The following is a 25,551-nucleotide window of genomic DNA, read 5'->3' as shown; positions in this document are numbered from 1 at the left end:
ATGCCTTCCTGGAAAGGCCAATCAAGAGGAACACCCCTCGGTTATCAGATTTTTATTTACCTTATTAAATATGCGGGCATTCGTTCTGCCTATTTCTTATTATATTTTGTGGGTTTTTATTTTGTCTTCTTTGGCAATAAGAAACCACAACGTTTCTATTTTCAAAATATACTTAAACAATCTAAGTTCAAGGCATTTTTTAGCCGTTATAAAAACAACTTTCGTTTCGGTCAAGTATTGATAGACAAAGTAGCAGCCCTTTCTGGCCATGGTCAGCAGTTTACCTTCGATTTTGATGGAGAAGAGCATTTGCGAAATATGAGCGAAGGTGGTTTTATGATTGGTGCCCACATGGGAAATTGGGAAGTGGCCGGAGAATTATTAAAGCGTCTCGATACCAAAGTAAATATCCTAATGCTCGAGAATGAGCGTGATAATATTAAAGCCATTTTAGATGATGCCCAATCGGAAAAGACCATGAATATCATCCCTCTAAAAGATGATTTAAGCCATATTCTAGCCATAAAAAATGCTTTGGACAGAAATGAAATGATTGTGATTCATGGGGATAGATTTGTAGAAGGAGCACCTTTTATTCCTTCAAAACTCATGGGTAGAGATGCTCATTTTCCATATGGTCCCTTTTATTTGGCAGCGCGATTTAATAAGCCAGTGAGCTTTGCCTTTGCATTTAAAGAAACCGCTAAGCATTATCATTTTTATGCTACTGAAGGAAAAACCTATCCCAAAATAAAAAGTATAAAAGATAGAAAAGTAGTGAGTGCTGCTATTTTGGAGGATTATATCAAACAGCTCGAAACCATGATTGAAAAATATCCCCATCAATGGTTTAATTTTTTCGAGTTTTGGGAGGAGGAAAAAAACTTAAATTAGCAGCATGGAAAAAAAGAAGGTTTTAGTGGCTTATTATAGTCAGTCGGGGCAAGTAAGAGAAATTATCGACCGTTTTTTAAGTCCCTTTGATTCTGATGAAAACTATGAGTTCTTTTTCCACCAAATTCAACCCCTCAACGACTATCCTTTCCCATGGACCAGCGAACAGTTTTTCGATTCATTTCCAGAATCTGTTACCGAGGTAGGCTGCGATTTAAAACCTTACCCTCCTCAGCTCAAGCAGAAATATGACTTAATTATATTAGGTTTTCAAACTTGGTTCTTATCTCCATCAATACCCACTACCGCTTTCCTTCAATCTCAAGATTTTAAAGATTTAGCAAAAGATACACCCATTATTACTATCAATGCTTGTCGTAATATGTGGTTTATGGCACAAAGAAGTATTCGAAATTATATTTCAGAAGCCAAAGGAAACTATATTGGTCATTTAGTTTTATTCGATAAAGTAAATAACCTAACCAGTGTCATCACTATTATGCATTGGGCTTTTACTGGACGAAAAGATAGAAAATGGGGATGGCTACCAAAACCAGGAGTCTCCGACCAAGATATTCAGAACAGTAATATCTATGGGGAAATTCTAAAAGAGAAGTGGGAGTCAGATCAGTTAAATGAGCTGCAAGAAGAGTATATTGCTAATAATGGAGTTCAGGTGTTACCTCATTTAATGAGCATGGAGCACAAAGCCAAAAGGATTTTTAAAATTTGGACCAAATTTGTGCTAAAAAAAGGAGGTCCAGGTAATCCAGCTAGAGTAGGTAGATTAAAACTATTCAAAAACTATCTTCTCTTGATGATTTTCCTCATGGCACCAATCGCAACAGTTGTATTTTATATCACTTATCCTTTGTTCTTTTTGAGGATTAGGAGGAATATAAAATACTATCAATCAGTGGTTTCTTAAGATTTTAACATTGTTTGCTATTGCTTAATAAACTTTGATTGATAAAAGTCATCAGAGTTTTTTATCTCAAATACATAAACTCCATGCTGTAAGTCTTTTATATTTATGTATGAGTTTTCTACTTGTATTAACTTAGAATATACACATTCTCCTTGAATATTCGTTATTTCAATAAGGTATGGAACATCAATAGCAGTAGGGCCTTCAAAACTTATATAGTCTCTGCTTGGATTTGGATAAATACAAATATTATCTTTTGCAATTGTATTGATATTTGTAATTAATGGATCTATACTTCTAATCAATTTATCTTGCTTTATACCATAGAGTAGGTTATTCTGATCGATATATAACTTCTTAATATATTGTGAGTTTTCATCTTGGATGTTTTCGAATGTTTCTCCATTATCATTAGAACGATATATACTCCCATTACTTGTTACAAATATTTCATTTTCTTCACTTATAGCGATATCTGTTATATGATAGCCATTAGCAACTTTTTCAAATTCTGTTTGGCCTTCAAGAAGTGCATAGATTCCATTTGGCTCAGGATAAAAACTATCCCAATCTCCAGTAAATACTTCATTTAAAGGGTTGATTTCTAAACAGTATACTTGGTGATTAAAAAGACCTGTAAAATCCCATGAATATCCACCATCAATAGATTTGTATACTCCGCCAGTATTATTATTCATTCCTATTGTACTCACATATAGTTCTCCAGAACTCGTCATATCTATATCAGAAGCATAGGCATTACTCTCACTATTAATATAAGTATGTTCCCAAGAATTGCCACCATCAAATGAGAATGTGATTAATGAACCATTTCCTCCCCAAAGACTAACATAAATGGTATCGTTTCCTATGCAGAATATTTTCATTACATTACCGAAACTCACATCCGGTAGGTCTGCAACTTCCCATGTCTGACCATTATCTTCTGACATCACAATACTTTCGGGGCCATTTTTTCCTAGAAATATTTTACCATTTTCATTAATATCAATACAGGATATACTTAATGATCCATTATTAAACATAGTTTCCCAAGTTTGGGCATTGTCAATAGACCGGTATAATGCTCCTATTTCTGTAGTAGCACCAGTTCCAATAAAAATATGACCTTGATTGTTGGTACTAATACATTTAATTGAAACTGTGTCTGGAAAATACAATTGTTCCCAAAAATCTTGTGCAAAGCTGTGTAATTCCATTACTAGAAGGAAAAAGAGAAAAAAAGATTTTAGTTTGAGGAACATGTTTTAACGTTTATAATTGGGTTTTATACTATGCTAGCTAGTTTGATATGAAGAAGTAAAAGTATTAAAAAATTTTGAAATCCCTTTTTGGTTAACCTAAGTGTTTCGTTAGTAGTTTTCTCATCAATTAATAATCAGTATTCTTCTTTTTAGTCTGATTTTGAATAGCATGATTCCTAATCTTGAAAAGCTGATAAATTGCGAGGATTTAATATATTTGCAGGTTCCAAAACTAAAGAATACGCAAGTGAATCACGTTTATATAACTGCATTATCAAAATTTTTACCCAATCAACCAGTTCCTAATGAGGAAATGGAAGATTATCTAGGGCTTATTGATGGAAAACCATCCAAATCTAAGAGAATCATCCTTCGCTATAATAAGATTAAAACTCGTTATTATGCTTTGGATAAAAATGGTAATAGTACCCATAGCAATGCGCAACTTTGTGCCGAAGCCATTCGTAATTTAGAGAGCTCCAACTTTTGTCTGAAAGACATGGAATTATTGGCAGGAGGTTCATCATCGCCTGACCAGCTTTTACCCTCTCATGTCTCTATGGTACAAGGAGAATTAGGACCTGATACTATTAATTCAACAGAGATATTGTCGGCTGGAGGAAGCTGTAATGCCGGTATGCAAGCTTTAAAGTATGCTTACCTCAGTGTGATGTCTGGCAATACAAAGAATGCCGTAAGCTTTGGTTCCGAGAAACAGTCTACTTGGATGCATGCCAAAAACTTCAAGTTAGAAAGCGAAAACTGGAAAGACTTAGAGAAACAACCCATCATAGGTTTTGAAAAAGACTTTTTGAGATGGATGCTATCAGATGGTGCTGCTGCTGCTTTACTAGAAAATAAACCCAATAAAGAAGGACATTCTTTAAAGATTGAGTGGATAGAATTTCGATCTTTCTCCAATGAGCTGGAAACCTGTATGTATGCTGCTTGTGATAAATTAAAGGATGGCAGCATAAAGCCTTGGCGTGATTATGATGCTGAGGAGATAATGACTAAAAGCCTTTTCTCCTTGCGACAGGATGTGAAGCTTTTGGGTAAGAATATCATCAAAAAAGGAGGTGAGTTTTTACGAGAAGTCATGGACAAACGAGATTTTGGAGTTGATGATGTGGATTATTTCCTTCCTCATCTTTCTTCTGAGTTTTTCCGTGCACATATCATCGAAGACTTAACCAATAACGATATAGTCATTCCTCAGGAAAAATGGTTTACCAATCTCACCAGAGTGGGAAATGTGGGTGCTGCCAGTGTTTACCTGATGATGGAAGAATTGTTCAATACCAATAAACTGAAAAAAGGAGATAAGCTATTACTAATGGTGCCTGAATCGGCTCGTTTTTCTTATGCTTATGCGCTACTAACTGTGGTGTAAAAAGCCATGTGGTTTTGAATATTCGTTACGACTTTGTTGAAAATATCGTCAACTAAGTTATTTGACTCAGTATTTAATTAATGATTAATTAAAAAACAAAAAGATGAAAAAGCAAATATTATTCTCAATCATTGCCATTTTAATGATAAGTATGACTATAATGGCCCATGCTCCTAAAAAGATAATCTTAACTTTTAACAAAGCCTCTAGTACTTTAACTGCGGATATGATTCACAAAGTAAAAGATGTGAATTCTCATTATATTTCTGATGTCACAATTTATGTGAATGGTGAAGAAGTTAAAGTCACTACTTTCGAAAAGCAAGCAGAAATTCTAAATGAAGAAGCCGATTTCAAATTGGATGGTATTAAAGCAGGTGATGAAATTAAATTGGTAGCCAAATGCAATAAGTTTGGAAAAAAGGCTGCAAAAATAGTGGTAGAATAATGGTCTCTGGATTGGAAAATATTAAGAAATACATTCCACAAAGGGAGCCCATGATGATGGTCGACCGATTGATTAGTCATGAAGACCGCAAATCGGTGAGTGGCTTTGAAATTCTATCCGATAATGTATTTGTTGATAATGGTGTATTTACTGAAGCCGGTTTGTTGGAGAATATGGCTCAAACAGCTGCTTTAAGCAAGGGATACGAAGTGACCGAAAAAGGTGAAGTGCCTCCTTTGGGTTTTATAGGTGCCGTAAAAGCTTTGAAAGTTCATCAACTTCCCCCAGTTGGAAAAATTCTTCAAACAGAAATCAATATCAAACATGAAGTGCTTAATGCAAGCATTGTTGAAGCGCAAGTGTTCTGTGACTCGGAAATCATGGCCAGCTGCGAATTAAAGATTTTTCTTAACCCTCAAATTTCAGAATCATGAAGAAGCAAGAAGTGCCTCAAGATGATGCCAATATGCTAGAAGGTAAGTTTACTGAGCCTTGTTATGCAGTAGATGAGGAGGGTAAATATATAAAAGTAGGCAGTGTTGGTTGGGAACCGAAAAATGTAATCATGCAGCAAGCATGGGATGCGGTTCACGAGAGGGTGGAGGAGATTAGAGAACAAGTAGAAGCCAATGAATTGAGTCCTATTGCCTATTATATGGAAAAACAACTCATGGATTTGAGTGTATTGTCAGGTTATACTGGCTTTTTCCGCTGGACGGTAAAGCGTCATCTTAAAATGAAGAACTTCATTAAACTCAATGATAAGAAACTAGAAAAATATGCTGATGCCTTTGAAATCAGCATTGAAACACTAAAAAAGAAAGAACTACTTTAATGGCCATCGATTTTAAGCACGAACAATCAGCACATTGCGAAAATGGCGTTGCCTCAAACTTGCTCCATTTCTATGGAATAAAATTGAGCGAACCCATGATTTTCGGGATTGGCTCCGGATTGTTTTTCTCACACATGCCTTTTGTGAAGGTGAATAATATTCCAGTGACCTCCTTTCGACCTTTGCCAGGTGTGATTTTCCGCAGAGCGGCTCGTAGACTGGGTTTCTCGGTGAAACGAAAGAAATTTAGAAGTCCTGATAAGGGGATGGCTGCCTTAGATGGCCTCCTCCAAAAAGATATTCCTGTGGGAATGTTGGTGGGTGTTTATCATTTATCCTATTTTCCTGCACCTTATCGTTTTCATTTCAATGCCCATAACCTAGTGGTTTTTGGCAAAGAAAATGGGAATTATAAAATAAGCGATCCGGTAATGGATGACTATGCCAGCCTTACGGAAGCAGAACTGAAAAAAGTAAGGTTTGCCAAAGGTTTATTTGCTCCCAAAGGACACATGTATTGGGCTGATAAAATCCCTACCAATCCTGACTTTAAAAAAGCCATCATCAAAGGAATTCATCATACAGCAAAAGATATGTTGGGGATTCCTGTTCCCATGTTTGGTGTGAAAGGGATTCGTTTCATGGCCAAAAAAGTGAGGAACTATCCTACCAAATTAGGAAAGAGAAAAGCTTCTCAGTTTTTAGGTCAGATAGTGAGAGCTCAGGAGGAAATTGGGACTGGGGGTGCTGGTTTCCGTTTTATGTATGCTGCTTTTCTACAAGAAGCTGCCGAGATTTTAGAGTTAGATTGGCTCAATGACACGGCTGAAGAAATGACTCAGATTGGCGATTTATGGCGCTCTTTCGCGGTAGCTACTTCAAGAATAGTAAAAGACAGAAGCCAAGTGGAGGATGCTTATAATCAAGCAGCAGATATATTATTAGTCATCGCAGATAGAGAAGAACAAGTTTATAAAGACTTGAAGAAAATTAAAAAATAAGCACATGTCAGTGATATTAAAAGCCCAAACAGAAATAAAAGTTCGCTTCAACGAAGTGGATAGTTTACGCATTGTTTGGCATGGGCATTATGTGAAGTATTTGGAGGAGGCCCGAGAGGCTTTTGGAGCTAAATATGAAATGGGATATCTCGATGTGGAGAAGCATGGATTTGTTAGCCCAATAGTAAAAGTAGATATCGATTATAAACAACAATTGAGATATGGTGATACGGTTATTGCCGAAGCAGAATATGTAAATACGGCAGCTGCTAAATTGATGTTTAAGTATAGATTATATAGAAAATCGGATGGAGTACAGGTGGCTAAAGCCAAAACTATTCAGGTTTTTCTAGATATTAAAAATCTGGAACTGTCATTGAATCATCCTGCATTTGGTATAGAATGGAAGAAGAAGTGGGGATTGATAGAAGATAGTTAACAGGTAATAGTGAATAGCGAAAAGAGAATTGTGAACAGTTAATGTTAGCAGAGATATGCCAACAGCAAATGGCCAACAGTTAACTGCAATAAAAAGACAGTATGAACAAGAAAACATATATAGTAGGAGACTCCATGATTAGTTCTTTGGGATTTGGTACTGAGGAAAACATGAAGGCGTTATATGCTGGAAAAAGTGGCGTTCAGAGAATTGAGGATATTCAACTTTATCCTGAACCTTTTATGGGAGCTAGGCTCGATGATAAGCAATTAAACAGGTGTTTTAGTTCTTTATTGATGATGAGTAAGTTGCCCCAAGAGTTTGAGTTCACCAGATTCGAAAAAATGGCCATCATCTCCATGTCAGGAGTGTATCGTGAGCAAGCCTTTCCCACAGATAAAAACACCTTATTTATCCTTTCTACAACCAAAGGGAATATTGATCTTTTGCAAGAGGAATTGATGGAGAAATGGGGAAAGGAAAGAAGTATGCTATACAAAGCCGCTGAGGTCATTGCCCAATTCTGGGGATTCGAGAACAAAGCAAGAGTATTGTCTAATGCTTGTATCAGTGGAGTGGAGGCCTTACATATTGCTTCAAAATTCATTAAGCAAGGTGTTTACGAAAATGTAATTATTGTGGGTGCTGATATGCTCACCGAATTTGTGGTGAGTGGTTTTATGTCTTTTCAATCGCTAAGCGCTAATGTTTGCAAACCATTTGATGAAGGTCGTGATGGTCTGAACCTCGGAGAAGCCGCAGGGTGTATTTTCCTTTCTTCAAATGAGAAATATTTAAAGAATAATAAAGACATTTTAGAAGTATTGGGAGGAGGTTCAAGCAATGATGCCAACCATATTTCTGGTCCTTCTCGTACTGGTGATGGACAATTTTTTGCCATCAGCTCTGCTATGAAAGAAGCTGGAGTGACCAGTGATGATATCGATCATGTGTCAGCTCATGGAACAGCTACTCCATATAATGATGAAATGGAAAGCAAAGCTTTGAATTTAGCTGGACTACAAGAAAAGCCTGTTAATTCTTTAAAGGCCTACTTTGGGCATACTATTGGAGCTGCAGGTGTCATAGAGTCTATCGTTGCTATTCATAACCTCATCGACCAAAAAATACTCAAATCACTAGGTTTCGAAAAGCACGGTGTTTCAATGCCACTGCATATTTCACAAGAAACAAAAGATTATTCCATGAAAAACATCCTCAAGACGGCTAGCGGATTTGGGGGCTGTAATGCTGCTGTAATCATTAGTAAATCAGAAAAAGTTTAAGCTATGCAAGAAATAAAACATGTATATATTGCGAAGTCTTGCCTTTTTGTGAATGGGCAACTTGTTTTAAAGGGTGAAAACTCTATTTTTGTGAAGTATTTGAAAGAAGTCTATAAGTATGCTGATATCAAATATTCAAAGTATTTTAAAATGGATCCTTTGAGCAAGCTTGGCTTTTTAGCCGCAGAAGTTCTTTTAAAAGATAAAAAGTGTTCAGAAAGTGCAGAACGTAATGGCATTGTGCTTGAAAATAAGGTGTCTACCTATTTGGTGGATATGAAACATCAAATTACTATTAACGATAAGGAAAACTATTTTCCCAGTCCAGCCAATTTCGTTTATACCCTCCCCAATGTGATGACAGGTGAAATCTGTATTCGCCATGGTTTTAAAGGGGAGAATGCTGTTTTTGTGAATAATGAATTTGATGCCAAATTTGTGTGTCAATATATAAAAAGCATGTATACTGCAGATAAAGCTGATATGCTCATTGGTGGTTTTGTAGATGCTGATGAAGACGATTATGAAGCATTTGTCTTTTTTACAAAAAAGGAGGATGCTGAGCATATAGATGCCAAATTGATTGAAGAATTGTATCAGAAATCAAAAGCTTTGGCAACACAATAAAGAAAATAAGAAAAACATATAATAATGGATAAGTTAATACAAGAATTAAAAGTAGAGATCATAGAGGCTTTAAACTTAGAAGATATGGAGCCAGATGATATTGATATCAATGAGCCTTTATTTGGAGATGGTTTAGGATTAGATTCTATCGATGCTTTGGAATTGATTGTGTTATTGGAAAAAAACTATGGTATAAAAGTGGAAGATCCTAAAAAAGGAAAAGACATATTTGCCTCAGTTAAAACAATGGCAGAATACATTACTGCTCACCAAAAATAAAAGCTATAAATGGCTGAACGCATTGCAATAACAGGAATTGGTATCATTAGTTCTTTAGGTTTAAATGTGGAGGAGAACCTAGATTCTCTTCTGCATCAAAAATCGGGAATTAAGAGGATGGAGCTATTGGAAAGTATTCATAAGGAATTTCCAGTGGCTGAAGTCAACAAGACCGACGAGGAGTTAGCCGAGATTCTAGGAATAAAGTATAGTAGAGAATTTACCAGAACCACACTCTTGGCATTAATAGCGGCTCAAGAAGCTTGGAAAGATTCCTCAAAGGAGAATTCTAAGCGGGCAGGTGTTATTTCTGCTACTACAGTAGCCGGAATGCGGACTTCTGAAAAATACTATGCCGATTTTCAGAATGGAGGAGGAGAAAGCTTTTTCATTGATACTCACGATGCTGGAGATAGCACCGAAAGAATTGCAGATTTTTTAGGGATTAAAGACTTTATGACCACCATAAGCACTGCTTGTAGTAGTTCTGCCAATTCCATGATGTTGGGCTCAAGAATGCTTCGAAGTGGAAAACTCGATAAGGTTTTGGTTGGTGGAGTGGATGCTCTTTCTCTTTTTACTTTGAATGGATTTAATTCTCTTATGATTTTAGATAAAGAGCATTGTCGAAGTTTTGACCAAACTAGAGCAGGATTAAATCTAGGAGAGGGTGCTGCTTATTTAGTGTTAGAACGCGAAAGCGATTTAAGTCCTGAAAGTAAAGTTTATGCTTATGTGGAAGGTTATGCCAATGCTAATGATGCATTTCATCAAACCGCAAGTTCACCCGAAGGAAATGGTGCTGCTATGGCCATGTCAAATGCTTTAAAAATGGCTAATCTCAAGCCTGAGCAAATAGACTATATCAATGCTCACGGAACAGCTACCAATAATAATGATTTATCAGAGGGATTAGCCATCATGAAAGTATTTGGTGAGCATATTCCTCCAGTAAGTTCTACTAAGCCTTATACCGGTCATACCCTTGCTGCAGCAGGTAGTGTTGAGGCTGTTTTTGTGATTTTGGCTTTGCAAAACCAAATCATTTTTCCAAACCTTAATTTCTCCAATCAAATGGAAGAATTGAGCTTTTCTCCACAAACTGAATTAGTAAAAAAGCCTTTGAATTATGTGCTTTCTAATTCCTTTGGTTTTGGAGGAAATAATTCAAGTATCATATTATCAAGAAAATAAAGTATGGCAATATATATAAATGGAATAGGCTTGATATCTCCTCAAGAAACTAAAGACAATGCAGTTTTTTTGGAAGAGGTAATAGCGCTTGATGGCGATTATTTTAAAATTGCTGAGCCTCCTTATAAGGAATATATTGCTCCTCGCGAATTGCGAAGAATGAGTAAGATTATTAGAAACGGAATAGTTTCTGCTAAGATTGCTTTAAATGATAGCGGATTAGAAAACCCGGAAGCCATCCTCACTGGAACTGGTTTGGGCTGTGCAGCAGATACGGAAAAGTTTCTCATGGCCATGTCAGAAAACAAAGAGACCCTGCTCACCCCAACTTCTTTTATACAATCTACTCATAATACCCTTGGTGGAGGAATAGCCATCGGATTGGGATGTCATAATTATAATATGACTTATGTGAACCGTGGTTTTAGCTTCGAATCTGCCCTCCTCGATGCACAATTAATGATTGGTGGAGGAGAAATAGAAAATGCTTTGGTTGGTGGTTTCGATGAGATGACAGATAATCATAGTAGGCTATTGATGACCATGGCTCATTATGATAATGAGGATGGCGCCGTGGCTGGACAAGGTTCTGGTTTCTTTGTTTTAGAGGAGAATGCCTCCGATACAACATATGCGGAGTTAAAGGAATTAAAAACCATATATAAACCAGAGGATTCTGTTATAGAATCTGAGGTGGAGAATTTGTTGAAAGTACATGCTGTTGATAAATCTGAATGTATAGTTTTAATGGGTTTTAATGGAGTAGAAGCGGAGCAAAACAAGTACGAAAAACTGCAGAAAACTGTTTTTGAAAACAGCTGTGTTGCTCAATTTAAGAACTTATGTGGAGAATATTATACCTCTTCAGCTTTTGCTTTTTGGTTGGCTTCCCAAATTTTAAAAAAGCAGCTGGTTCCAGAAAGTATTTTGGTTTCGGGTTCCATTCCTCAGGATATAAAACATGTACTGATTTATAATCAGTTCCTAGAAAAAGAACATAGTTTAATTCTTTTGTCCAAATAATTCAAAATGATTAGTTTTATTGCCCTTTTTTAAGTTATGTCCTTTATAGCTGACCTATTCATGTCTTTAAAATATTTTTGATGATGTATGGGATATATAATCTATTATTAAGGTTCTTTTATACGTGCTAATAATATAATACTTGCACGGACGTGTAGAATATGTTATCTTTGCACGTGTGTATTTAAAACAATCAATATGAACACCAAATTAACATTAACAATAGAGCAATCTGTTATTGAAAAGGCAAAGGCTTATGCTAAAGATAAAGGTCGTAGCTTATCTGATATCATAGAAAACTATTTAAAAGCAATAACTAAAGAACTGAAAGTAGAGGAAGAATTATCTCCATTAATTACTTCTATGCGAGGAAGTTTTAAGTCAACAGAACCATTTGATTATAAAAAAGAATTATCTAAAGGTTTGTCAGAAAAATACATGTAATGAAAAAGATATTGATAGATACAGATGTAATCCTTGATTTTTTCTTTGATAGGAAACCATTTTCTGAAAATTCGGCAATAATTTTGAGCATGTGCGAACGCAAACAGATAGAAGGTTTTGTAACACCTGTTATCATCAGTAATACGTATTATTTATTGCGACGAACAGCCCCTCACCTTAAGGTAATAGAGAAATTAAAACAATTGTTGAGCATAACTCAGGTTTTACAAATGAATAGAACCGTAATTGAAGGTGCTTTAAATTCTGAATTCAAAGATTTTGAAGATGCATTACAGAATTATTCAGCTGTTGAAAGTGGAGTAATAGAAGCGATCATTACTAGAAATGTGAAAGACTTTAAGAAAAGTGAAATAGCTGTCTTGACACCAGAAAGTTTTGTTAGATTCATGAAAGCCTAATGCAAATAAATACTCACCTTTAATGTAGGCTATGTTGTTTAATATGATAAGTGGACAAAAATAATTAAAACTGGAATTAAAATGTATATGTGCTGTATTGTCTGTGTATTCACTCAAGGTATAGAAAATATTGTTATATGAGCAATAATAAAAAGAACAATGGATTTATTGAAACACCATTTGAGAAATCTACTTCCTTATATTCTAGATTGCTCAACTATAGAAATATCAATATCCTAATTTTTATTGTTTTTGCCATTCTGATAGCATTAGCAGCTGCAAGTTTCACATCCTATTATTGCCTCATTATCCCTATTGCCATCTACCTTTTTATCATCGTTTTGGGAGTTGTGAATATTCGTTTGAATTTCTTTCTTCCATCCATTCAAAAAATAGAGGATACAAGTAAAGTGCTATTAACTTTTGACGATGGACCACATCCAGTTTATACCCCATTGGTTCTTGATTTATTAGACCAATATCAAGCTAAAGCCATCTTCTTTGTGATTGGAAAACAGGCAGAGGAAGCACCTTTGCTATTAGAAGAAATAAAATCAAGAGGCCATATTATTGGCTGCCATACCTATAGTCATCATCATCTTTTTGATATTTTCTCAGAAAAAAAAATGTTAGCTGAAGTAGAAAAAACGAATAAACTTATTGAGCAAATTGCTGGTGAGAAGACCCAGTTTTTTCGTCCACCTTTTGGGATAACAAATCCTAGAATAGCAAATTTGATTAAAAAATCTGGCATGAAATCTGTAGCATGGAGCTTTAGAAGTTTTGATGGGAGTAGGCGCACCAACGAAGTGATATTAAAATCCATAAAGAATAAGATTAAAGGTGGTGAAATCCTTCTTTTTCATGATAATAGATTACGTACCATAGCATTACTTCAGCAAGCCTTACCTTGGTTGAGTGAGCACTTTGATTTAAATCCAAATAAGCTGTAATGGCCTGATATGATGAGAAATATAATATGTATCCTAAGTTTTGCTTTAATCTTATTTCAAGGATTGCTTCAAGCACAAAATGAGAATACCCTCCAGGTTCAAATTAAGAATATCGAACTTTTGGAAGGTAAGCTATACCTGTCTTTAACCAGTGATTCTGCCAAGTTTCCTGGTGGTGAAGTAGAAGAGAAATATAGGAAGATTGTGGAAGTAAAAGCCCATGAGCTGAGGGTCAGTTTCAATAATCTTCCCGATGGTGAATACGCTATGTCCATCATTCAAGATTTAAATAATAACCAAGAATTGGATACCAAGAAATTCGGAATCCCTGCCGAACCTTTTGCTTTTAGCAATGCTGCTTTAAGAAAGTTTGGACCTCCGTTTTTTGAACAGGCCAAGTTTTTAGTGGAAGGTGGAAAAGAGCATCATCAGCAATTAGTTTTAATTTATAGAAAACCCAAAAAGAAAGACTAAAAGTATTCCTTACTTTTGCAAACGATTTTTGGAGAATCTTAAATGGAAAACATGAAAAAACATTTACATATATCTTTACTATTTACTTTATTTATTCTGATGCCTTTTACCATGATGGCTCAATATAGAATATTAGAAGAGCCAGAAACCTGGTTGAAGAAAATCAATCAATACACCACCGAAATTCAAACTTTACATTCCAGTTTTAAGCAAGAGAAAGTTTTAAGCTTTTTGGAAACGCCTATTGTTTCTGAAGGTGAGTTTTGGTTTATGCAAAAAGAAAAAATCAGATGGGAATACCAAAAGCCATATGCTTATATCATGATCATGAACGATGGTTTATTAACCGTGAAAGATGATGGTGATGAATATTCTACCGACTTAAGTGCCAATAAGATGTTTGAGCAAATGAATGGCCTGATTGCAGGCAGTATTCAAGGAAAACTATTAGATGAAGAGGCTAATTATAAAAAAGAGTATTTTGAGGACGAAAACAATATCATTGTGAGGTTTATTCCTTTAGCTGATGATTTAAGTGCTTATCTACAGCATATAGAAATATTCTTTGATAAAGAAAAACTAGATGTTAATCAGTTGATTATGATGGAATCGGGAGGTGATTATACCAAAATTGCTTTTTTTAATAAACAATTAAACCAAGAAATTGTTGAGGATGTTTTCAAATAAAAGATTGATGCATATTGTATGGGCGCTAGGACTACTGCTATTGATTTCCTGTCAGCCTAGTGTGTTGAAAAAGCTAGACAAGCAAAGTGAGTCTACCAAATTGAAAATAGAGGGCTTAGCGAGTTTTCAGTCCAGTAATGAAATTCATTATAGAAGCAAAGTTGATGCTTTTGGTCAAAAGTTAAGTGGGCAACTGATTCTCAAAAATCAGGATACCAATTTTCGTGCAGTGATGATTACCGATTTTGGCTTAAAAGTGATGGATTTAACCATTAGCAAGAATGGCGATTATCAGATGAACCACATCATGAAACACATGGACTACAAGTTTGTGAAACACTCCATGGCACTCAATATACTCATGCTTCTTCCTCAAGATTTTAATATAGAAGTTCAGACTTATTCTTCAGATCAGGAATTATTAGTTTACGCTCCTCAGATACATTCTATATATTTTCTGGAGCAAGATGATTTAAAAAAAGTAGAACGCTTTAGAGGGAAAAATAAACTATGGGCTACGGCAGAAAAAGTAGGAGAGGATATGATTTCTATTATACAAAAGAATCCCGATATTGCCATCAGTTTAAAAAAAATTGAATAATGCTTAAAGATCAATTATATACTATTCAAAATATAGATTATCAGGATTTTGTATTAAAAGCTGAAATCAAACTCATTAAAACCAATCCTATTTTTAAAGGCCATTTTCCCGATGTCCCTGTGCTGCCTGGCGTGACTATGATGCAAATGGTAAAGGAATTACTAGAAATAGCGGAAGAAAAGAAATTTTTAATTCAAAGTGCTGGACAAATTAAGTTTTTACAAATGTTGAACCCTGAACACTTAGATGTGGTGAATTGGGAAATTAATGTGGGTAAAACGGAGGAGAGGCTTTTTAAAGTTAAAGCCCAAATGATTAAAGAGGATATTGTATTTTTCAAAATGACTGGAAAACTAGAATGGCAACAATAGAAACTCCATATCAGCTGCAACCTCGTTTTGAAACCTTAAAGACTTTGGTTTTAATTCCCAGCTATAATAATGCTCCAAAGCTAAAAGGAGTTTTGGAGGATGTATTGTCCTATACCCATTCTGTATTGGTCGTAAATGATGGCAGTAGTGATGAAACAGCTCAGATTCTAGAGCAGTATTCTCAGATTAAAGTATTGCATCATGAGCAAAACCAAGGCAAAGGAGTCGCTTTAAAAACAGGAATTGATTGGGCTTTAGAAAATGACTACGATTATCTCATCTCTATAGATTCTGATGGCCAGCATTTGGCAAAAGATTTGGAAGCTTTTCTCGATAAAGTAGAGGAGGAGCCTGGCGCAATGATTATTGGAGCTAGAAATATGGAAAGCGCCGATGGTGTCCCTGGTGGTTCTAGCTTTGGACATAAATTCAGTAATTTTTGGTTTAAACTGGAAACAGGAAAGAGTCTCCCTGATACCCAATCGGGTTATCGTTTATATCCCTTATCCCATTTTAAAAAGATGCGATTTATCACCACACGTTACGAGTTTGAGATAGAGAGCATAGTCAGGTTGAGTTGGAAAGGAGTGGCCATGCTTTGGGTTCCAATCGAAGTAAAATATCCTGATGATAGAATTACGCATTTCCGTAAGTTCTGGGATTTTTTTAGGATTAGTCTCCTCAATAGTTTATTGGTGCTGATTGCTTTATTATGGATTAAACCCCGTGATTTAACCCGTCGTATTTTTAATGGTGAATTAAAGAAAATTATTTTAGAGGAAGTTTTAAAAACTAAAGATTCCAATAAGTCTATAGCTAAGAGTATTGGCTTTGGTATTTTTATGGGGATTTTTCCAGTTTGGGGATTTCAAATGCTGATTGCTGTCGCGCTTGCCATTCCGCTTAAACTCAATAAAGCCATTGTACTTATTGCCGCTAATATTTCTGTTCCACCCATCATACCTTTTATTATTTATTTTAGTTTTCTAACTGGAGCAGCTCTACTTGGTGGAAATACATTTCCGGAGCTGTCCTCCGATTTGTCTTTTGAGGATGTTAAAGAAGATTTACTGCAGTATTACCTTGGAGCTGTAATCTTGGCTATAGTTTCTGGAATTGGAGCTTGGGGGCTTAGCTGGTCTGTTTTAAAAGTTTGGCGAAAAGAGGGGTAGGGACTGATAGTTTAAAGCCTAAGGTTCAAGTTTTAAGGTTTAAGGTTTAAGGTTCAAAGTTCAAGGTTGTAGTCATTAGAAATGGGTTTCATAATCAGTGTAAATCCCCTAAATCCGTATTATCCGTGTTCATATTTCTTGGCGAGCTTTGCGATTTCCCTTTGCGTTTACTTTGTGAGAAACTACATTATATGGGACTTGGAGAGTTGGAGAGTTGGAGAGGGTTTATAAATTAATGCAGTTCAAACTATTCTATCATTAAATCATTTCCTCATTCATGCTTGAAAAGAGAGCTGGCGAGCTGGCGAATTATTGATTCTCTCATGCATTTTTCCATTTGATTTATTCAAAGCAATCCGTGAGAATCTGTTCAATCCGTCTCATCTGTGTTCATTTTTATCCCTTCGCGAACTTTGTGATTTCCCTTTACATTTTCTTTGCGTGAAACTACATTATACGGGAGTTGGAGAGTTGGAGAGTTGGAGAGTTGGAGAGGGTTTATAAATTAATGCAGTTCAAACTATTCTATCATTAAATCATTTCCTCATTCATGCTTGAAAAGAGAGCTGGCGAGCTGGCGAATTATTGATTCTCTCATGCATTTTTCCATTTGATTTATTCAAAGCAATCCGTGAGAATCTGTTCAATCCGTCTCATCTGTGTTCATTTTTATCCCTTCGCGAACTTTGTGATTTCCCTTTACATTTTCTTTGCGTGAAACTACATTATACGGGAGTTGGAGAGTTGGAGAGGGTTTATAAATTAATGCAGTTCAAACTATTCTATCATTAAATCATTTCCTCATTCATGCTTGAAAAGAGAGCTGGCGAGCTGGCGAATTATTGATTCCCTCATGCATTTTTCCATTTGTTTTATTCAAAGCTATCCGCGAGAATCTGTTCAATCCGTCTCATCTGTGTTCAGCTTTATCCCTTCGCTAACTTTGCGATTTCCCTTTTCATTTTCTTTGCGTGTGAATATCTTTTTACCCCACCGCTGTTGTAGGCCATGTCGATAAAGAAGGTATTACCATATTTGTCTGGATTGAACATTTCTACAGTTGTGGTCGGATGGTTTCTGTTCTTCCCAAGGTCTTAGTGCAACTGAATATTTTCGCCGAAAGGCTCATTCAAGAAGAAATAAGGATGAAAACAATAAGAACTTTTAACTTCATAGCTTTTATATGTTAGTGTTAAAAGTAGGCAAATATATCTTTTATTTTGATTGAAAAATAAAAATATGAAAAGGTTTAAAAGCTTGAATGAATGTTTGTTAACTAGATTTGTATAGGCGAAAAAAATTAAGTACCAATACTCAAAGGGGTATATCGGTACTTAATTGTCTGTATATATTCTTGATAAGATATTTATATCTTTTAGTGTTGAATACTCAGCCTTTTAGATTCAATACTTGTGGAAGATTCAATTTCTAAAATGTAAATTCCATTTTCAAATAGTGCCGTATTTAATTGCACCTGAGATTGGTCTGAAACATTTAGTGTGTATATTTTCTGTCCCATCAGGTTATATAAATTAATTCTATTTAAGCTTTCAGCAGAAGAAATTTGCACGAAGTCATTGGCAGGATTTGGAAATAACCGAACATTATCAGAAGACTTATTCTCCGTTATCCCAACTTCAGTTGTTAAAATAATATCATCAATATAAGCCGCAGCACCATCAGCTCCTATATAATGAAAAGCAAACTGAAAGCTATCTTCATCAGAATAGGCAGATATATCAATGAAAGCTTCATAATAAACCCAATTTTCAAATTCGCCCACCATGGTTTCGTCCCAAATTGGAGTCCAAGTAAGCCCCCCGTTGGTAGTTACTTCTACAATCAAGTCGTAATTATCATTAGGAGCCACAGAGTAGTTATAAGAAAGGGCCCACCAGAAGCTTAATTGTGGAAACCCAGTGTATGCTAAATTAAATACAGGAGAGATTAAATACTCATCTTGAGGGTTTACATTATACCCAATTCGAGCATGTCCTTCGCCCGAATGTGGTTCAATGAATCCAGCTGCGGGGGTATAGTACCAAGTATCTTCTTCGTTAGATTGCTGAACAGAGAAGCATCCCAGATTTCCATTTTCGAAGCCTTCTTCCCAATCAATTGGTATAATGACATCACAATCTGTTGAAAATGAAAGTGGGCCTTCCCAATCTGACTCATTTTCACCACAATTGGCTTTAACATAAACATCATAGCTAGTATTGGCTTCTAGATCCATTATTTCATAGGGATGAGAATCGGTACTTAAGCTTGTTCCTTCTCCTAAGTTAAATCCAGATTCACCATACTCAATAAACCAAGACTCCTCTATTCCACCATTGGTCCAATCGATAGTGGCTGAGTTTCCGTCAGTATATACTAAACTCAAGTCATTTGGTTTAATACAATCAGGAGCTTCATCGATGATAAAAGCATCCACATAGGTGTTTTTAAAACCAAAATCACTGACAGCTGTAATTTGAATTTTGACCACGTCAGGATCTAAAACTTTATGGTATTCAACAAAATTATCGCCACTGCCAGTTGCTTCTATCACATCAATTTCAACAAATATCACTCCATCAATGGATGTTGAAATCTTCAATAGTGAAGGTTCTAATGGGGCGTCATTATTCCACCATTGGAATGTTAGATATGGAGTTATCAGAGAGCTTAAATCGAAGCTAGGAGTGGTTATAGAGCCTTCTATATTGGGGATAAAATCATAATTACTAAACATAGCTGCTTGTTCTCCATCAAAAACAAATCCTGGACCCGCATTTCCATCATCAGTGTTATATATTCCATTATTCTGAACCCAAGCGCCAGTGCCAGAATTAGGAGAAATGGTCCAATCGGCAGGGGGCCAAGTTTCAAAGCTTTCATTAATAATTTGGCCAGATGCTGTGAAAGAACTCACGAAAATCATTAACAAAAGGATGATGTGTAATCGGTATGTTTTAATCATAGTTTATAATTTAACTGCAAATTACGGGAAATTCCTAGAAATTCTGCTACAAAATTTTGAATAATACTTTCTTTTATCATGATTTGTTCACCTTCTGTTATTGTTTAAAAGCTGTGGATAAAATAATATTACTTAAGCCCTTTGATCACAGTTTATTCATGAAATAATAATTAATTTGAGGTGCTCAATTGTTCACTTATCCTATCAGTTTGATAACCTATTAGTTAATCAGCGATATATTAAAATTGTCACAGCAAACTTGATTTAGCTTGATGTTTTTTTGCTCCCTTTAGGGTTGGGGCAAACAAAAAAATCTAATACACAGAGTATTACAATTGAATAATTCGATTATACATTAGTGGTTATTTGAACACCTCAATAATTAATTTTGTAATCATACAATGTGTTCATTTTTTCTGATTTATTGTTTTTCAATTTACGAATTTCAAAAATGCAAAATTCATTTGCGGATATTTGTTATTCGTCAACGAATATACATTTAATTCAGAGAGGAGTGATATTGTAGTAATTTTGAATATTAACACTAAACACCCATAACATGAAAAAACAATTCACTATTCTCTTTCTTTTTGGTTTTCTCCTCCCAATAGGGATTTTCGCACAGTCAAATAGAGCTATTACTCCTCCCAATAAAGTGGAGATAAGCAATGAACGAGTAGGTATTCAATTGGAGCCAAATGTAATAGAGACTTTTGAATCCTATGCCGATTTTAGTACTGTATTCTCCCCTTGGACACTTTATGATATTGATGGAACAACTACTTATGGAATTCAGGATGTTACTTTCCCTAATTCGGGTACGGCTATGTCCTATATTATCTTTAATCCTGCTAATACCACTCCTTCTCAGTCTGCTGATACTGAATTAGCAGCATATTCCGGTGCTAAGTTTGCAGCTTGCTTTAGTTCTGCACCCTCGCAAGGACCAACAAATAACGACTGGATGATTACTTCTAATCTATCTTTAGGAATAAATTCGGCATTAAGTTTTTATGGAAAATCCTATACAGTTCAATATGGAGCAGAGAAATTGAAAGTCTTAATTTCTACTACAGGAACTAATGTTAATGATTTTACAGAAATCAGTGATGGGATTATCGAATTACCAGATGACTGGTCATCCTTTCAAATAGATTTATCCGCTTATAATAACCAAGATGTATATATTGCTTTTCAGTGTCTTTCAGAAGATGCTTTTATTTTAATGCTCGACGATATTTTGGTCAGTACAGAGGCGTCTTCAGTTGGAAGTACACTCTCTGGAAAAGTAAGCGATGCTGTGGATGGTTCCGCTATCGAAGGTGCTTTGGTTCAAGTGGCAGGTCTTCAGGCTTATACCGATGCTTCTGGGAATTATAGCATTGCCAATGTACCTCCTGGCTCTTTAACAGCCAATTTTATGGGAACGCCTACCTCTGGTAGTAGCCCATTGAATGTTCAATTCACCGACTTATCCACTAGTAATACTCAATTGGTTAGTTGTTCGGCTACCGACTATATCACTTACCAGAATACTCAGGTTTCTATTCCTGAAAATCAAGAGGTGCAATTAGATATTTCACTTTCTCCCGTTTTATCTGGGCAAGAGATGCGTTTTATTGTCAATTGGGGCGCCAATCCAAGTGATTTAGATTCTCATGTTAGAACTCCAGAAATTGAAGGTTCAGCTCATCATATCTATTATTCTAACAAAGGCTCGGCAACTTCTGCACCTTGGGTGGCTTTAGATCATGATGTAACTAGTGGTTATGGACCTGAAACCACAACTATTTATCAGTTTTTTAATGGGGTTTATCATTTCTATATTTATAAATACGCTGGAACAGGTGAGATTACCACATCCGATGCTGTGGTTCAGATTTATAATCAGAATGGGTTGATTTACACCCTACAAGCACCAACTACAGGTGTTGGAAGATTTTGGTATGTTGGTACTATTGATGGAGCTTCACAGAGTTTGAATATTATCAACACCATACAAGAAACTGAACCAGGTACTGGAAAACGTAATGTGGATTATCCAGAGAAAAAAGAGCAAAGAAAAGCCATTACTTCTTGGAATTGGAATTTTGGCGATGGACAATCCTCCTCTGAGCAAAGCCCCTCTCATATATATACTTCTGGAGGATATTATAATGTATCTCTGACAGTAAGCGACGGTGTATCTAATCATACTACCACAGAAGAAAATTATATTTATGTTGAAGGTTCTCAAGGTGAAGCTACTTTATCAGGAATGGTAAGTGATGCCATTGATGGAACTGCCATTGCTGGTGCTTTAGTTGAAGTGGGCGGTTTATCGGCCTATACCGATGCCAATGGTAATTATTCCATAGCCAATGTTCCGGAAGGTTCTTTAACTGCGAATTTTATGGCGACCCCTCCTCAGGGCGTTGGACCATTAAATGTTCAGTTTAGCGACTTGTCAACCAGTAATACTCAATTGGTCACTTGTTCGGCTGCCGATTATCTGACCTATAATAATAACCAAGTAATTATTCCTGCAGATGGTACTGTAGAATTAAACATATCTCTTTCTCCGGTATTAACAGGAAACGAAATGCGTTTTGTGGTGAACTGGGGAGCCAATCCAAGAGATTTAGATTCTCATTTAAGAACTCCAGAGATAGATGGATATAGCCATCATATTTACTATTCCAATAAAGGAAATGCAACAGATATTCCATTTGCAGCTCTAGATCATGATGTAACTTCTGGCTATGGTCCTGAAACCACAACTATTTATCAGTTTTATAATGGAGTTTACCATTTTTACATTTATAAATTTGCTGGTGACGGAGAAATAACAAGTTCTGATGCTGTAGTGCAAATTTACAATCAGAATGGATTGATTTATACCTTACAAGCTCCAACAACAGGTGTTGGTAGATTTTGGTATGTAGGTACCATAGATGGTGGTTCCCAAGGTTTAAATATTATTAATGTTATACAAGAAACCGAGCCAGGTACTGGTAAATCTATTCCTGATTATCCAACAAAAATAGAGCAAGAAACAAAAGCCATTCAGGGTATTACATCATGGTCTTGGGATTTTGGTGATGGACAAACCAGTACTTTACAGAATCCAAGTCATACCTTTACTAATAATGGTGAATTCACGGTTTCCTTAACAGTGAGCGATGGGGTGGGAATGCATACCGAAACCAAAAGCAATTATGTAAAGGTTGGACCTTATTATGGAATTGAAGAGATAAAGGAGGAAGAAATTCAAATCTATCCAAATCCAGGAAGCCGTAATATTCAGTTTGCATCAGATTATATCATTGAGCATATTGAGGTGATAGATACCAAAGGGCATCAGGTGATGAGTCAAGCTATCAATGATAGAAGCATTAATCTTGATATTTCTCAGCTTAGCACCGGAATATATTTTGTGAAGATCTTGGTAGAAGATCAAATCATTACTAAAAAGATGATGGTGAAATAGATTATCAAAAATTTAATCAGAAGCCCATTGAAAGAAATCATTCTTTTGATGGGCTTTTTTTATCGTCAAGAAACAAAGCTATTAAATGCAAAAAAAGCTTAACATTTCTGTTAAGCTTTTCATTGTAGCGGGAGCAGGATTCGAACCTACGACCTTTGGGTTATGAGCCCAACGAGCTACCTCTGCTCCATCCCGCACTGTTGTTGTTTTGAGACTGCAAATATACAAGAAAAAACCATTCTGCAAAGACTAGGAAGCATATTGTTTTAGGTTTTGTGCTTTTGCTAAGCTTTATTTGCTACAACATTCTAGTTGTCAGCGCTAATGAAAAACAAATCTTTTTAAAGAATTATTTAATTTTCCAATTAACAGGCTCTTTTCCCATTGATTTGAGTAGTTCATTGGTCTTAGAAAAGTGTTTACAACCTAAAAAACCTCTGTATGCAGACAATGGAGAGGGGTGAACACTGGTCAAAATGTGATGTTTTTCTTGGTCTATGAGTTTTGACTTGGCAATGGCAAAATTACCCCAAAGCAGAAAAATTAATCCTTCTCTTTGTTCAGAGAGTCTTTTTATAATGGTATCGGTAAATTCTTCCCAGCCTTTTTTTTGATGAGAACCAGCTTGTCCTGCTCTTACAGTTAAAGTCGCATTAATCAAAAGTACACCTTGTTTTGCCCAAGGAGTCAAATCGCCCGATTGAGGTATCGGAAAACCAAAATCATCCCTTATCTCTTTAAATATGTTCTTTAAGGATGGTGGATGAGGAATCCCATCTTTAACAGAAAAGCACATGCCGTTGGCTTGATCTGGGCCATGATAAGGATCCTGACCTAGGATAATCACATTGGTTTTGCTAAATGGAGTTTCATTAAAGGCAGAGAATATCTCTTTTCCTGGAGGAAATATTTGATATTTTTTTTTCTCTTCTATTAAAAAGACTCTTAGTTTTCTGAAATATTCTGATTCAAACTGATCTTCTAGAACTTCAAACCATTCAGGATGGATATCTACTTGGGTGGATGACATATCTCTTGTTTTTTTTGAGCATGTAAATTTAGAAACAATTAAATAATTCCTTGTAATATTTTCCTAAAAATGTATTGAGCTTGATTTGTTTTGGAAAAAATGCCTATTTTAGCGGAAAATCAAGAATTGAACAAATTATAATTATAATGAAAAGAATAGCCATATTATTAGTCAGTATTTTTGTTTTGAGTTTAGTGATGTCTTCTTGTGTTTCTAGTAAGAAATGCCCTGCATACGGAGAGTCATACCAATATCAAAGAGACAGACGCTAATTATTCTTCTTATATATTAATTTAGATCAGATTTGGAATCCCAAGTCTGATACTTTTATTTACCTACATGAATATTTCTTTATTTTTAGCCCAATATTTACAGTTTCGATTAAAATCTGCCAAGGAGTTGGAATTATATTTGGTTGATCAGGTCAATAGTGCTTCCTACGATATCATTATTAAAGATTCTGGTGATAAAATTGAAGACAAGACTCTAGAAGAGTCTGAAAAAATAATTAAGGTCCTAAATCTTCAAAACCCTCATAAAAATCATATATATTATCATAAAGGTTATAATAACCTCAACATGGAATTGAAACTAGATTCTGGATTGATTCCGGATTTAGGTAATTTTCATTCCTTATTGGCTATGATAATCTTGGATCATCCTCATTGTAATATTGTATTTTCGTATATGAGTCCACGAGGGGAGTATGTTTTAAACTCCGATGCTATCCACCAGAACTTCAGTAAAGAGGAATTGCAATCCAAAGAATTATTGACCTATATTAATGAGTTATTGAAGGGGCATTTTGACGATATTATCTTTACCAAGCCATAATCGTGCCCCATGCTCTAAGTGAATTTATTGGTTAGAAAAAAAATATGTATCTTTATAGTCTAAACAAGCTAGGTTTGTGTTTGTAATGTGCTTGCAATCAATGAGATTAATTTAGAAACCAAAATCAGCAAAATACTGATGATACACCTACTGAATTGATCATAATTTTGCCCAGTAATCATTCAAACAACTAAAAAACATAATAAAATGGATTTACAACAATTTATGCATAATCTGGAGGCTAAACACCCCGGTGAGAAAGAATATCTTCAGGCAGTTCAGGAAGTTTTAGAATCATTAGAAGATGTATTAAAAGCTAATCCACAATTTGAGGCAGCTGGAATACTTGAAAGACTTGTTGAACCTGATCGTATCTTTACTTTTAAAGTGCCATGGGTTGATGATAGTGGTAAAGTTCATGTAAACTTAGGTTATAGAGTGCAGTTTAATAATGCAATCGGTCCATATAAAGGTGGTTTGCGTTTCCACCCAAGTGTTAACTTAAGTATTTTAAAATTCT

Annotated in this window: 28 protein-coding genes and 1 tRNA gene; 25 read left to right on the top strand and 4 right to left on the bottom strand. The window is 35.5% G+C overall.

All coding sequences use genetic code 11. From position 1 onward, the window contains the following. Positions 1–894 (top strand): lipid A biosynthesis acyltransferase, encoded by an 894-nt coding sequence (locus HNS40_RS06975; RefSeq protein WP_172279078.1) that lies wholly within the window; start codon positions 1–3, stop codon positions 892–894. Positions 895–898: 4 nt separating this feature from the next. Continuing rightward, positions 899–1,822 (top strand): dialkylrecorsinol condensing enzyme DarA, encoded by a 924-nt coding sequence (locus tag HNS40_RS06970; RefSeq protein WP_172279076.1) that lies wholly within the window; start codon positions 899–901, stop codon positions 1,820–1,822. 17 nt (positions 1,823–1,839) lie between these two features. On the opposite strand, the gene HNS40_RS06965 is transcribed toward HNS40_RS06970, so the two are convergent. Further along, entirely contained in the window at positions 1,840–3,087 is a 1,248-nt protein-coding gene (locus HNS40_RS06965) for a T9SS type A sorting domain-containing protein (protein ID WP_172279074.1), read from the bottom strand. A gap of 247 nt (positions 3,088–3,334) precedes the next feature. Between HNS40_RS06965 and HNS40_RS06960 the strand changes: the two genes are divergently transcribed. From HNS40_RS06960 to HNS40_RS06870, 19 genes are all read left to right on the top strand, one after another. Then, entirely contained in the window at positions 3,335–4,480 is a 1,146-nt protein-coding gene (locus HNS40_RS06960) for a beta-ketoacyl-ACP synthase III (protein WP_371742924.1), read from the top strand. A gap of 103 nt (positions 4,481–4,583) precedes the next feature. Continuing rightward, positions 4,584–4,928: a hypothetical protein gene (locus HNS40_RS06955; RefSeq protein WP_172279070.1), complete on the top strand. Its 345-nt coding sequence runs from the start codon at positions 4,584–4,586 to the stop codon at positions 4,926–4,928. Next, complete coding sequence (locus HNS40_RS06950) at positions 4,928–5,362, top strand: hypothetical protein (protein WP_172279068.1); 435 nt, start codon at positions 4,928–4,930, stop codon at positions 5,360–5,362. The genes HNS40_RS06955 and HNS40_RS06950 overlap by 1 nt, the downstream gene beginning before the upstream one ends. After that, positions 5,359–5,763: a hypothetical protein gene (locus HNS40_RS06945; protein ID WP_172279066.1), complete on the top strand. Its 405-nt coding sequence runs from the start codon at positions 5,359–5,361 to the stop codon at positions 5,761–5,763. The genes HNS40_RS06950 and HNS40_RS06945 overlap by 4 nt, the downstream gene beginning before the upstream one ends. Beyond that, the gene (locus tag HNS40_RS06940) at positions 5,763–6,764 is read left to right on the top strand and encodes a BtrH N-terminal domain-containing protein (RefSeq protein WP_172279064.1); all 1,002 of its coding nucleotides are present in this window, start codon (positions 5,763–5,765) and stop codon (positions 6,762–6,764) included. Before HNS40_RS06945 ends, HNS40_RS06940 begins: the two co-directional genes overlap by 1 nt. Positions 6,765–6,768: 4 nt before the next feature. Continuing rightward, on the top strand, positions 6,769–7,203 hold the full coding sequence (locus HNS40_RS06935; protein ID WP_172279062.1) for a thioesterase family protein: 435 nt from the start codon (positions 6,769–6,771) through the stop codon (positions 7,201–7,203). Positions 7,204–7,304: 101 nt separating this feature from the next. Next, positions 7,305–8,489 (top strand): beta-ketoacyl synthase, encoded by a 1,185-nt coding sequence (locus tag HNS40_RS06930; protein ID WP_172279060.1) that lies wholly within the window; start codon positions 7,305–7,307, stop codon positions 8,487–8,489. A 3-nt stretch (positions 8,490–8,492) separates the two neighbouring features. Beyond that, positions 8,493–9,116 (top strand): 3-oxoacyl-ACP synthase, encoded by a 624-nt coding sequence (locus tag HNS40_RS06925; protein WP_172279058.1) that lies wholly within the window; start codon positions 8,493–8,495, stop codon positions 9,114–9,116. A gap of 24 nt (positions 9,117–9,140) precedes the next feature. Further along, a complete protein-coding gene (locus HNS40_RS06920; RefSeq protein ID WP_172279056.1) occupies positions 9,141–9,395 on the top strand; it encodes a phosphopantetheine-binding protein in 255 nt (84 codons plus the stop codon). A 9-nt stretch (positions 9,396–9,404) separates the two neighbouring features. Continuing rightward, on the top strand, positions 9,405–10,589 hold the full coding sequence (locus HNS40_RS06915) for a beta-ketoacyl synthase (RefSeq protein ID WP_172279054.1): 1,185 nt from the start codon (positions 9,405–9,407) through the stop codon (positions 10,587–10,589). Between the two features lie 3 nt (positions 10,590–10,592). Beyond that, entirely contained in the window at positions 10,593–11,612 is a 1,020-nt protein-coding gene (locus tag HNS40_RS06910; protein WP_172279052.1) for a beta-ketoacyl synthase N-terminal-like domain-containing protein, read from the top strand. Between the two features lie 198 nt (positions 11,613–11,810). After that, the gene (locus HNS40_RS06905) at positions 11,811–12,056 is read left to right on the top strand and encodes a DUF6364 family protein (protein ID WP_172279050.1); all 246 of its coding nucleotides are present in this window, start codon (positions 11,811–11,813) and stop codon (positions 12,054–12,056) included. Further along, positions 12,056–12,475, top strand: a complete 420-nt coding sequence (locus HNS40_RS06900; protein WP_172279048.1) for a PIN domain-containing protein — start codon at positions 12,056–12,058, stop codon at positions 12,473–12,475. Before HNS40_RS06905 ends, HNS40_RS06900 begins: the two co-directional genes overlap by 1 nt. Positions 12,476–12,612: 137 nt before the next feature. After that, the gene (locus tag HNS40_RS06895; RefSeq protein ID WP_172279046.1) at positions 12,613–13,428 is read left to right on the top strand and encodes a polysaccharide deacetylase family protein; all 816 of its coding nucleotides are present in this window, start codon (positions 12,613–12,615) and stop codon (positions 13,426–13,428) included. Positions 13,429–13,440: 12 nt separating this feature from the next. Beyond that, positions 13,441–13,902: a DUF2141 domain-containing protein gene (locus tag HNS40_RS06890; protein WP_172346171.1), complete on the top strand. Its 462-nt coding sequence runs from the start codon at positions 13,441–13,443 to the stop codon at positions 13,900–13,902. Positions 13,903–13,953: 51 nt separating this feature from the next. Beyond that, positions 13,954–14,589, top strand: coding sequence for an outer membrane lipoprotein carrier protein LolA (locus HNS40_RS06885; RefSeq protein ID WP_172279042.1), 636 nt, complete (start codon positions 13,954–13,956; stop codon positions 14,587–14,589). A gap of 7 nt (positions 14,590–14,596) precedes the next feature. Next, on the top strand, positions 14,597–15,190 hold the full coding sequence (locus HNS40_RS06880) for a hypothetical protein (protein ID WP_172279040.1): 594 nt from the start codon (positions 14,597–14,599) through the stop codon (positions 15,188–15,190). Continuing rightward, on the top strand, positions 15,190–15,561 hold the full coding sequence (locus HNS40_RS06875; RefSeq protein WP_172279038.1) for a hydroxymyristoyl-ACP dehydratase: 372 nt from the start codon (positions 15,190–15,192) through the stop codon (positions 15,559–15,561). Before HNS40_RS06880 ends, HNS40_RS06875 begins: the two co-directional genes overlap by 1 nt. Further along, positions 15,549–16,733: a DUF2062 domain-containing protein gene (locus tag HNS40_RS06870; protein WP_172279036.1), complete on the top strand. Its 1,185-nt coding sequence runs from the start codon at positions 15,549–15,551 to the stop codon at positions 16,731–16,733. Before HNS40_RS06875 ends, HNS40_RS06870 begins: the two co-directional genes overlap by 13 nt. Before the next feature lie 1,375 nt (positions 16,734–18,108). On the opposite strand, the gene HNS40_RS06865 is transcribed toward HNS40_RS06870, so the two are convergent. Continuing rightward, on the bottom strand, positions 18,109–19,698 hold the full coding sequence (locus tag HNS40_RS06865) for a T9SS type A sorting domain-containing protein (RefSeq protein WP_172279034.1): 1,590 nt from the start codon (positions 19,696–19,698) through the stop codon (positions 18,109–18,111). Between the two features lie 559 nt (positions 19,699–20,257). Between HNS40_RS06865 and HNS40_RS06860 the strand changes: the two genes are divergently transcribed. Continuing rightward, positions 20,258–23,167 carry a PKD domain-containing protein gene (locus tag HNS40_RS06860; RefSeq protein WP_172279032.1) on the top strand — a complete coding sequence of 970 codons (2,910 nt, stop codon included), beginning with the start codon at positions 20,258–20,260 and terminating at the stop codon, positions 23,165–23,167. 125 nt (positions 23,168–23,292) lie between these two features. Here HNS40_RS06860 and HNS40_RS06855 read toward each other — a convergent pair. Together HNS40_RS06855 and ung are read right to left on the bottom strand one after the other, a co-directional pair. After that, a tRNA-Met gene (locus HNS40_RS06855) sits at positions 23,293–23,364 on the bottom strand. Positions 23,365–23,516: 152 nt separating this feature from the next. Next, positions 23,517–24,197: a uracil-DNA glycosylase gene (gene ung, locus HNS40_RS06850; protein WP_172279030.1), complete on the bottom strand. Its 681-nt coding sequence runs from the start codon at positions 24,195–24,197 to the stop codon at positions 23,517–23,519. A gap of 146 nt (positions 24,198–24,343) precedes the next feature. Here ung and HNS40_RS23475 point away from each other — a divergent pair, with 146 nt between their 5' ends. From HNS40_RS23475 to HNS40_RS06840, 3 genes are all read left to right on the top strand, one after another. Next, complete coding sequence (locus HNS40_RS23475; protein WP_256367526.1) at positions 24,344–24,469, top strand: hypothetical protein; 126 nt, start codon at positions 24,344–24,346, stop codon at positions 24,467–24,469. Between the two features lie 67 nt (positions 24,470–24,536). Beyond that, positions 24,537–25,031 (top strand): hypothetical protein, encoded by a 495-nt coding sequence (locus HNS40_RS06845; protein ID WP_172279028.1) that lies wholly within the window; start codon positions 24,537–24,539, stop codon positions 25,029–25,031. 207 nt (positions 25,032–25,238) lie between these two features. Beyond that, on the top strand, positions 25,239–25,551 hold a 313-nt coding region (locus HNS40_RS06840; protein ID WP_305847157.1), incomplete at its 3' end, for a Glu/Leu/Phe/Val dehydrogenase dimerization domain-containing protein.

This window comes from Lentimicrobium sp. S6, assembly GCF_013166635.1.
Classification (GTDB): domain Bacteria; phylum Bacteroidota; class Bacteroidia; order Bacteroidales; family UBA12170; genus UBA12170.
This window is presented reverse-complemented; position numbering and strand designations above follow the sequence as displayed.

Bases quoted from the DNA above. Each gene is read 5' to 3' on its own strand.
- HNS40_RS06905 (WP_172279050.1), top strand. From the start codon at position 11,811: ATGAACACCAAATTAACATTAACAATAGAGCAATCTGTTATTGAAAAG.
- HNS40_RS06945 (WP_172279066.1), top strand. From the start codon at position 5,359: ATGAAGAAGCAAGAAGTGCCTCAAGATGATGCCAATATGCTAGAAGGT.
- HNS40_RS06915 (WP_172279054.1), top strand. From the start codon at position 9,405: ATGGCTGAACGCATTGCAATAACAGGAATTGGTATCATTAGTTCTTTA.
- HNS40_RS06875 (WP_172279038.1), top strand. From the start codon at position 15,190: ATGCTTAAAGATCAATTATATACTATTCAAAATATAGATTATCAGGAT.
- HNS40_RS23475 (WP_256367526.1), top strand. From the start codon at position 24,344: ATGAAAAGAATAGCCATATTATTAGTCAGTATTTTTGTTTTGAGTTTA.
- HNS40_RS06920 (WP_172279056.1), top strand. From the start codon at position 9,141: ATGGATAAGTTAATACAAGAATTAAAAGTAGAGATCATAGAGGCTTTA.
- HNS40_RS06900 (WP_172279048.1), top strand. From the start codon at position 12,056: ATGAAAAAGATATTGATAGATACAGATGTAATCCTTGATTTTTTCTTT.
- HNS40_RS06950 (WP_172279068.1), top strand. From the start codon at position 4,928: ATGGTCTCTGGATTGGAAAATATTAAGAAATACATTCCACAAAGGGAG.
- HNS40_RS06930 (WP_172279060.1), top strand. From the start codon at position 7,305: ATGAACAAGAAAACATATATAGTAGGAGACTCCATGATTAGTTCTTTG.
- HNS40_RS06870 (WP_172279036.1), top strand. From the start codon at position 15,549: ATGGCAACAATAGAAACTCCATATCAGCTGCAACCTCGTTTTGAAACC.
- HNS40_RS06860 (WP_172279032.1), top strand. From the start codon at position 20,258: ATGAAAAAACAATTCACTATTCTCTTTCTTTTTGGTTTTCTCCTCCCA.
- ung (WP_172279030.1), bottom strand. From the start codon at position 24,197: ATGTCATCCACCCAAGTAGATATCCATCCTGAATGGTTTGAAGTTCTA.
- HNS40_RS06890 (WP_172346171.1), top strand. From the start codon at position 13,441: ATGAGAAATATAATATGTATCCTAAGTTTTGCTTTAATCTTATTTCAA.
- HNS40_RS06925 (WP_172279058.1), top strand. From the start codon at position 8,493: ATGCAAGAAATAAAACATGTATATATTGCGAAGTCTTGCCTTTTTGTG.
- HNS40_RS06970 (WP_172279076.1), top strand. From the start codon at position 899: ATGGAAAAAAAGAAGGTTTTAGTGGCTTATTATAGTCAGTCGGGGCAA.
- HNS40_RS06965 (WP_172279074.1), bottom strand. From the start codon at position 3,087: ATGTTCCTCAAACTAAAATCTTTTTTTCTCTTTTTCCTTCTAGTAATG.
- HNS40_RS06910 (WP_172279052.1), top strand. From the start codon at position 10,593: ATGGCAATATATATAAATGGAATAGGCTTGATATCTCCTCAAGAAACT.
- HNS40_RS06975 (WP_172279078.1), top strand. From the start codon at position 1: ATGCCTTCCTGGAAAGGCCAATCAAGAGGAACACCCCTCGGTTATCAG.
- HNS40_RS06895 (WP_172279046.1), top strand. From the start codon at position 12,613: ATGAGCAATAATAAAAAGAACAATGGATTTATTGAAACACCATTTGAG.
- HNS40_RS06865 (WP_172279034.1), bottom strand. From the start codon at position 19,698: ATGATTAAAACATACCGATTACACATCATCCTTTTGTTAATGATTTTC.
- HNS40_RS06935 (WP_172279062.1), top strand. From the start codon at position 6,769: ATGTCAGTGATATTAAAAGCCCAAACAGAAATAAAAGTTCGCTTCAAC.
- HNS40_RS06880 (WP_172279040.1), top strand. From the start codon at position 14,597: ATGCATATTGTATGGGCGCTAGGACTACTGCTATTGATTTCCTGTCAG.
- HNS40_RS06955 (WP_172279070.1), top strand. From the start codon at position 4,584: ATGAAAAAGCAAATATTATTCTCAATCATTGCCATTTTAATGATAAGT.
- HNS40_RS06885 (WP_172279042.1), top strand. From the start codon at position 13,954: ATGAAAAAACATTTACATATATCTTTACTATTTACTTTATTTATTCTG.
- HNS40_RS06940 (WP_172279064.1), top strand. From the start codon at position 5,763: ATGGCCATCGATTTTAAGCACGAACAATCAGCACATTGCGAAAATGGC.
- HNS40_RS06845 (WP_172279028.1), top strand. From the start codon at position 24,537: ATGAATATTTCTTTATTTTTAGCCCAATATTTACAGTTTCGATTAAAA.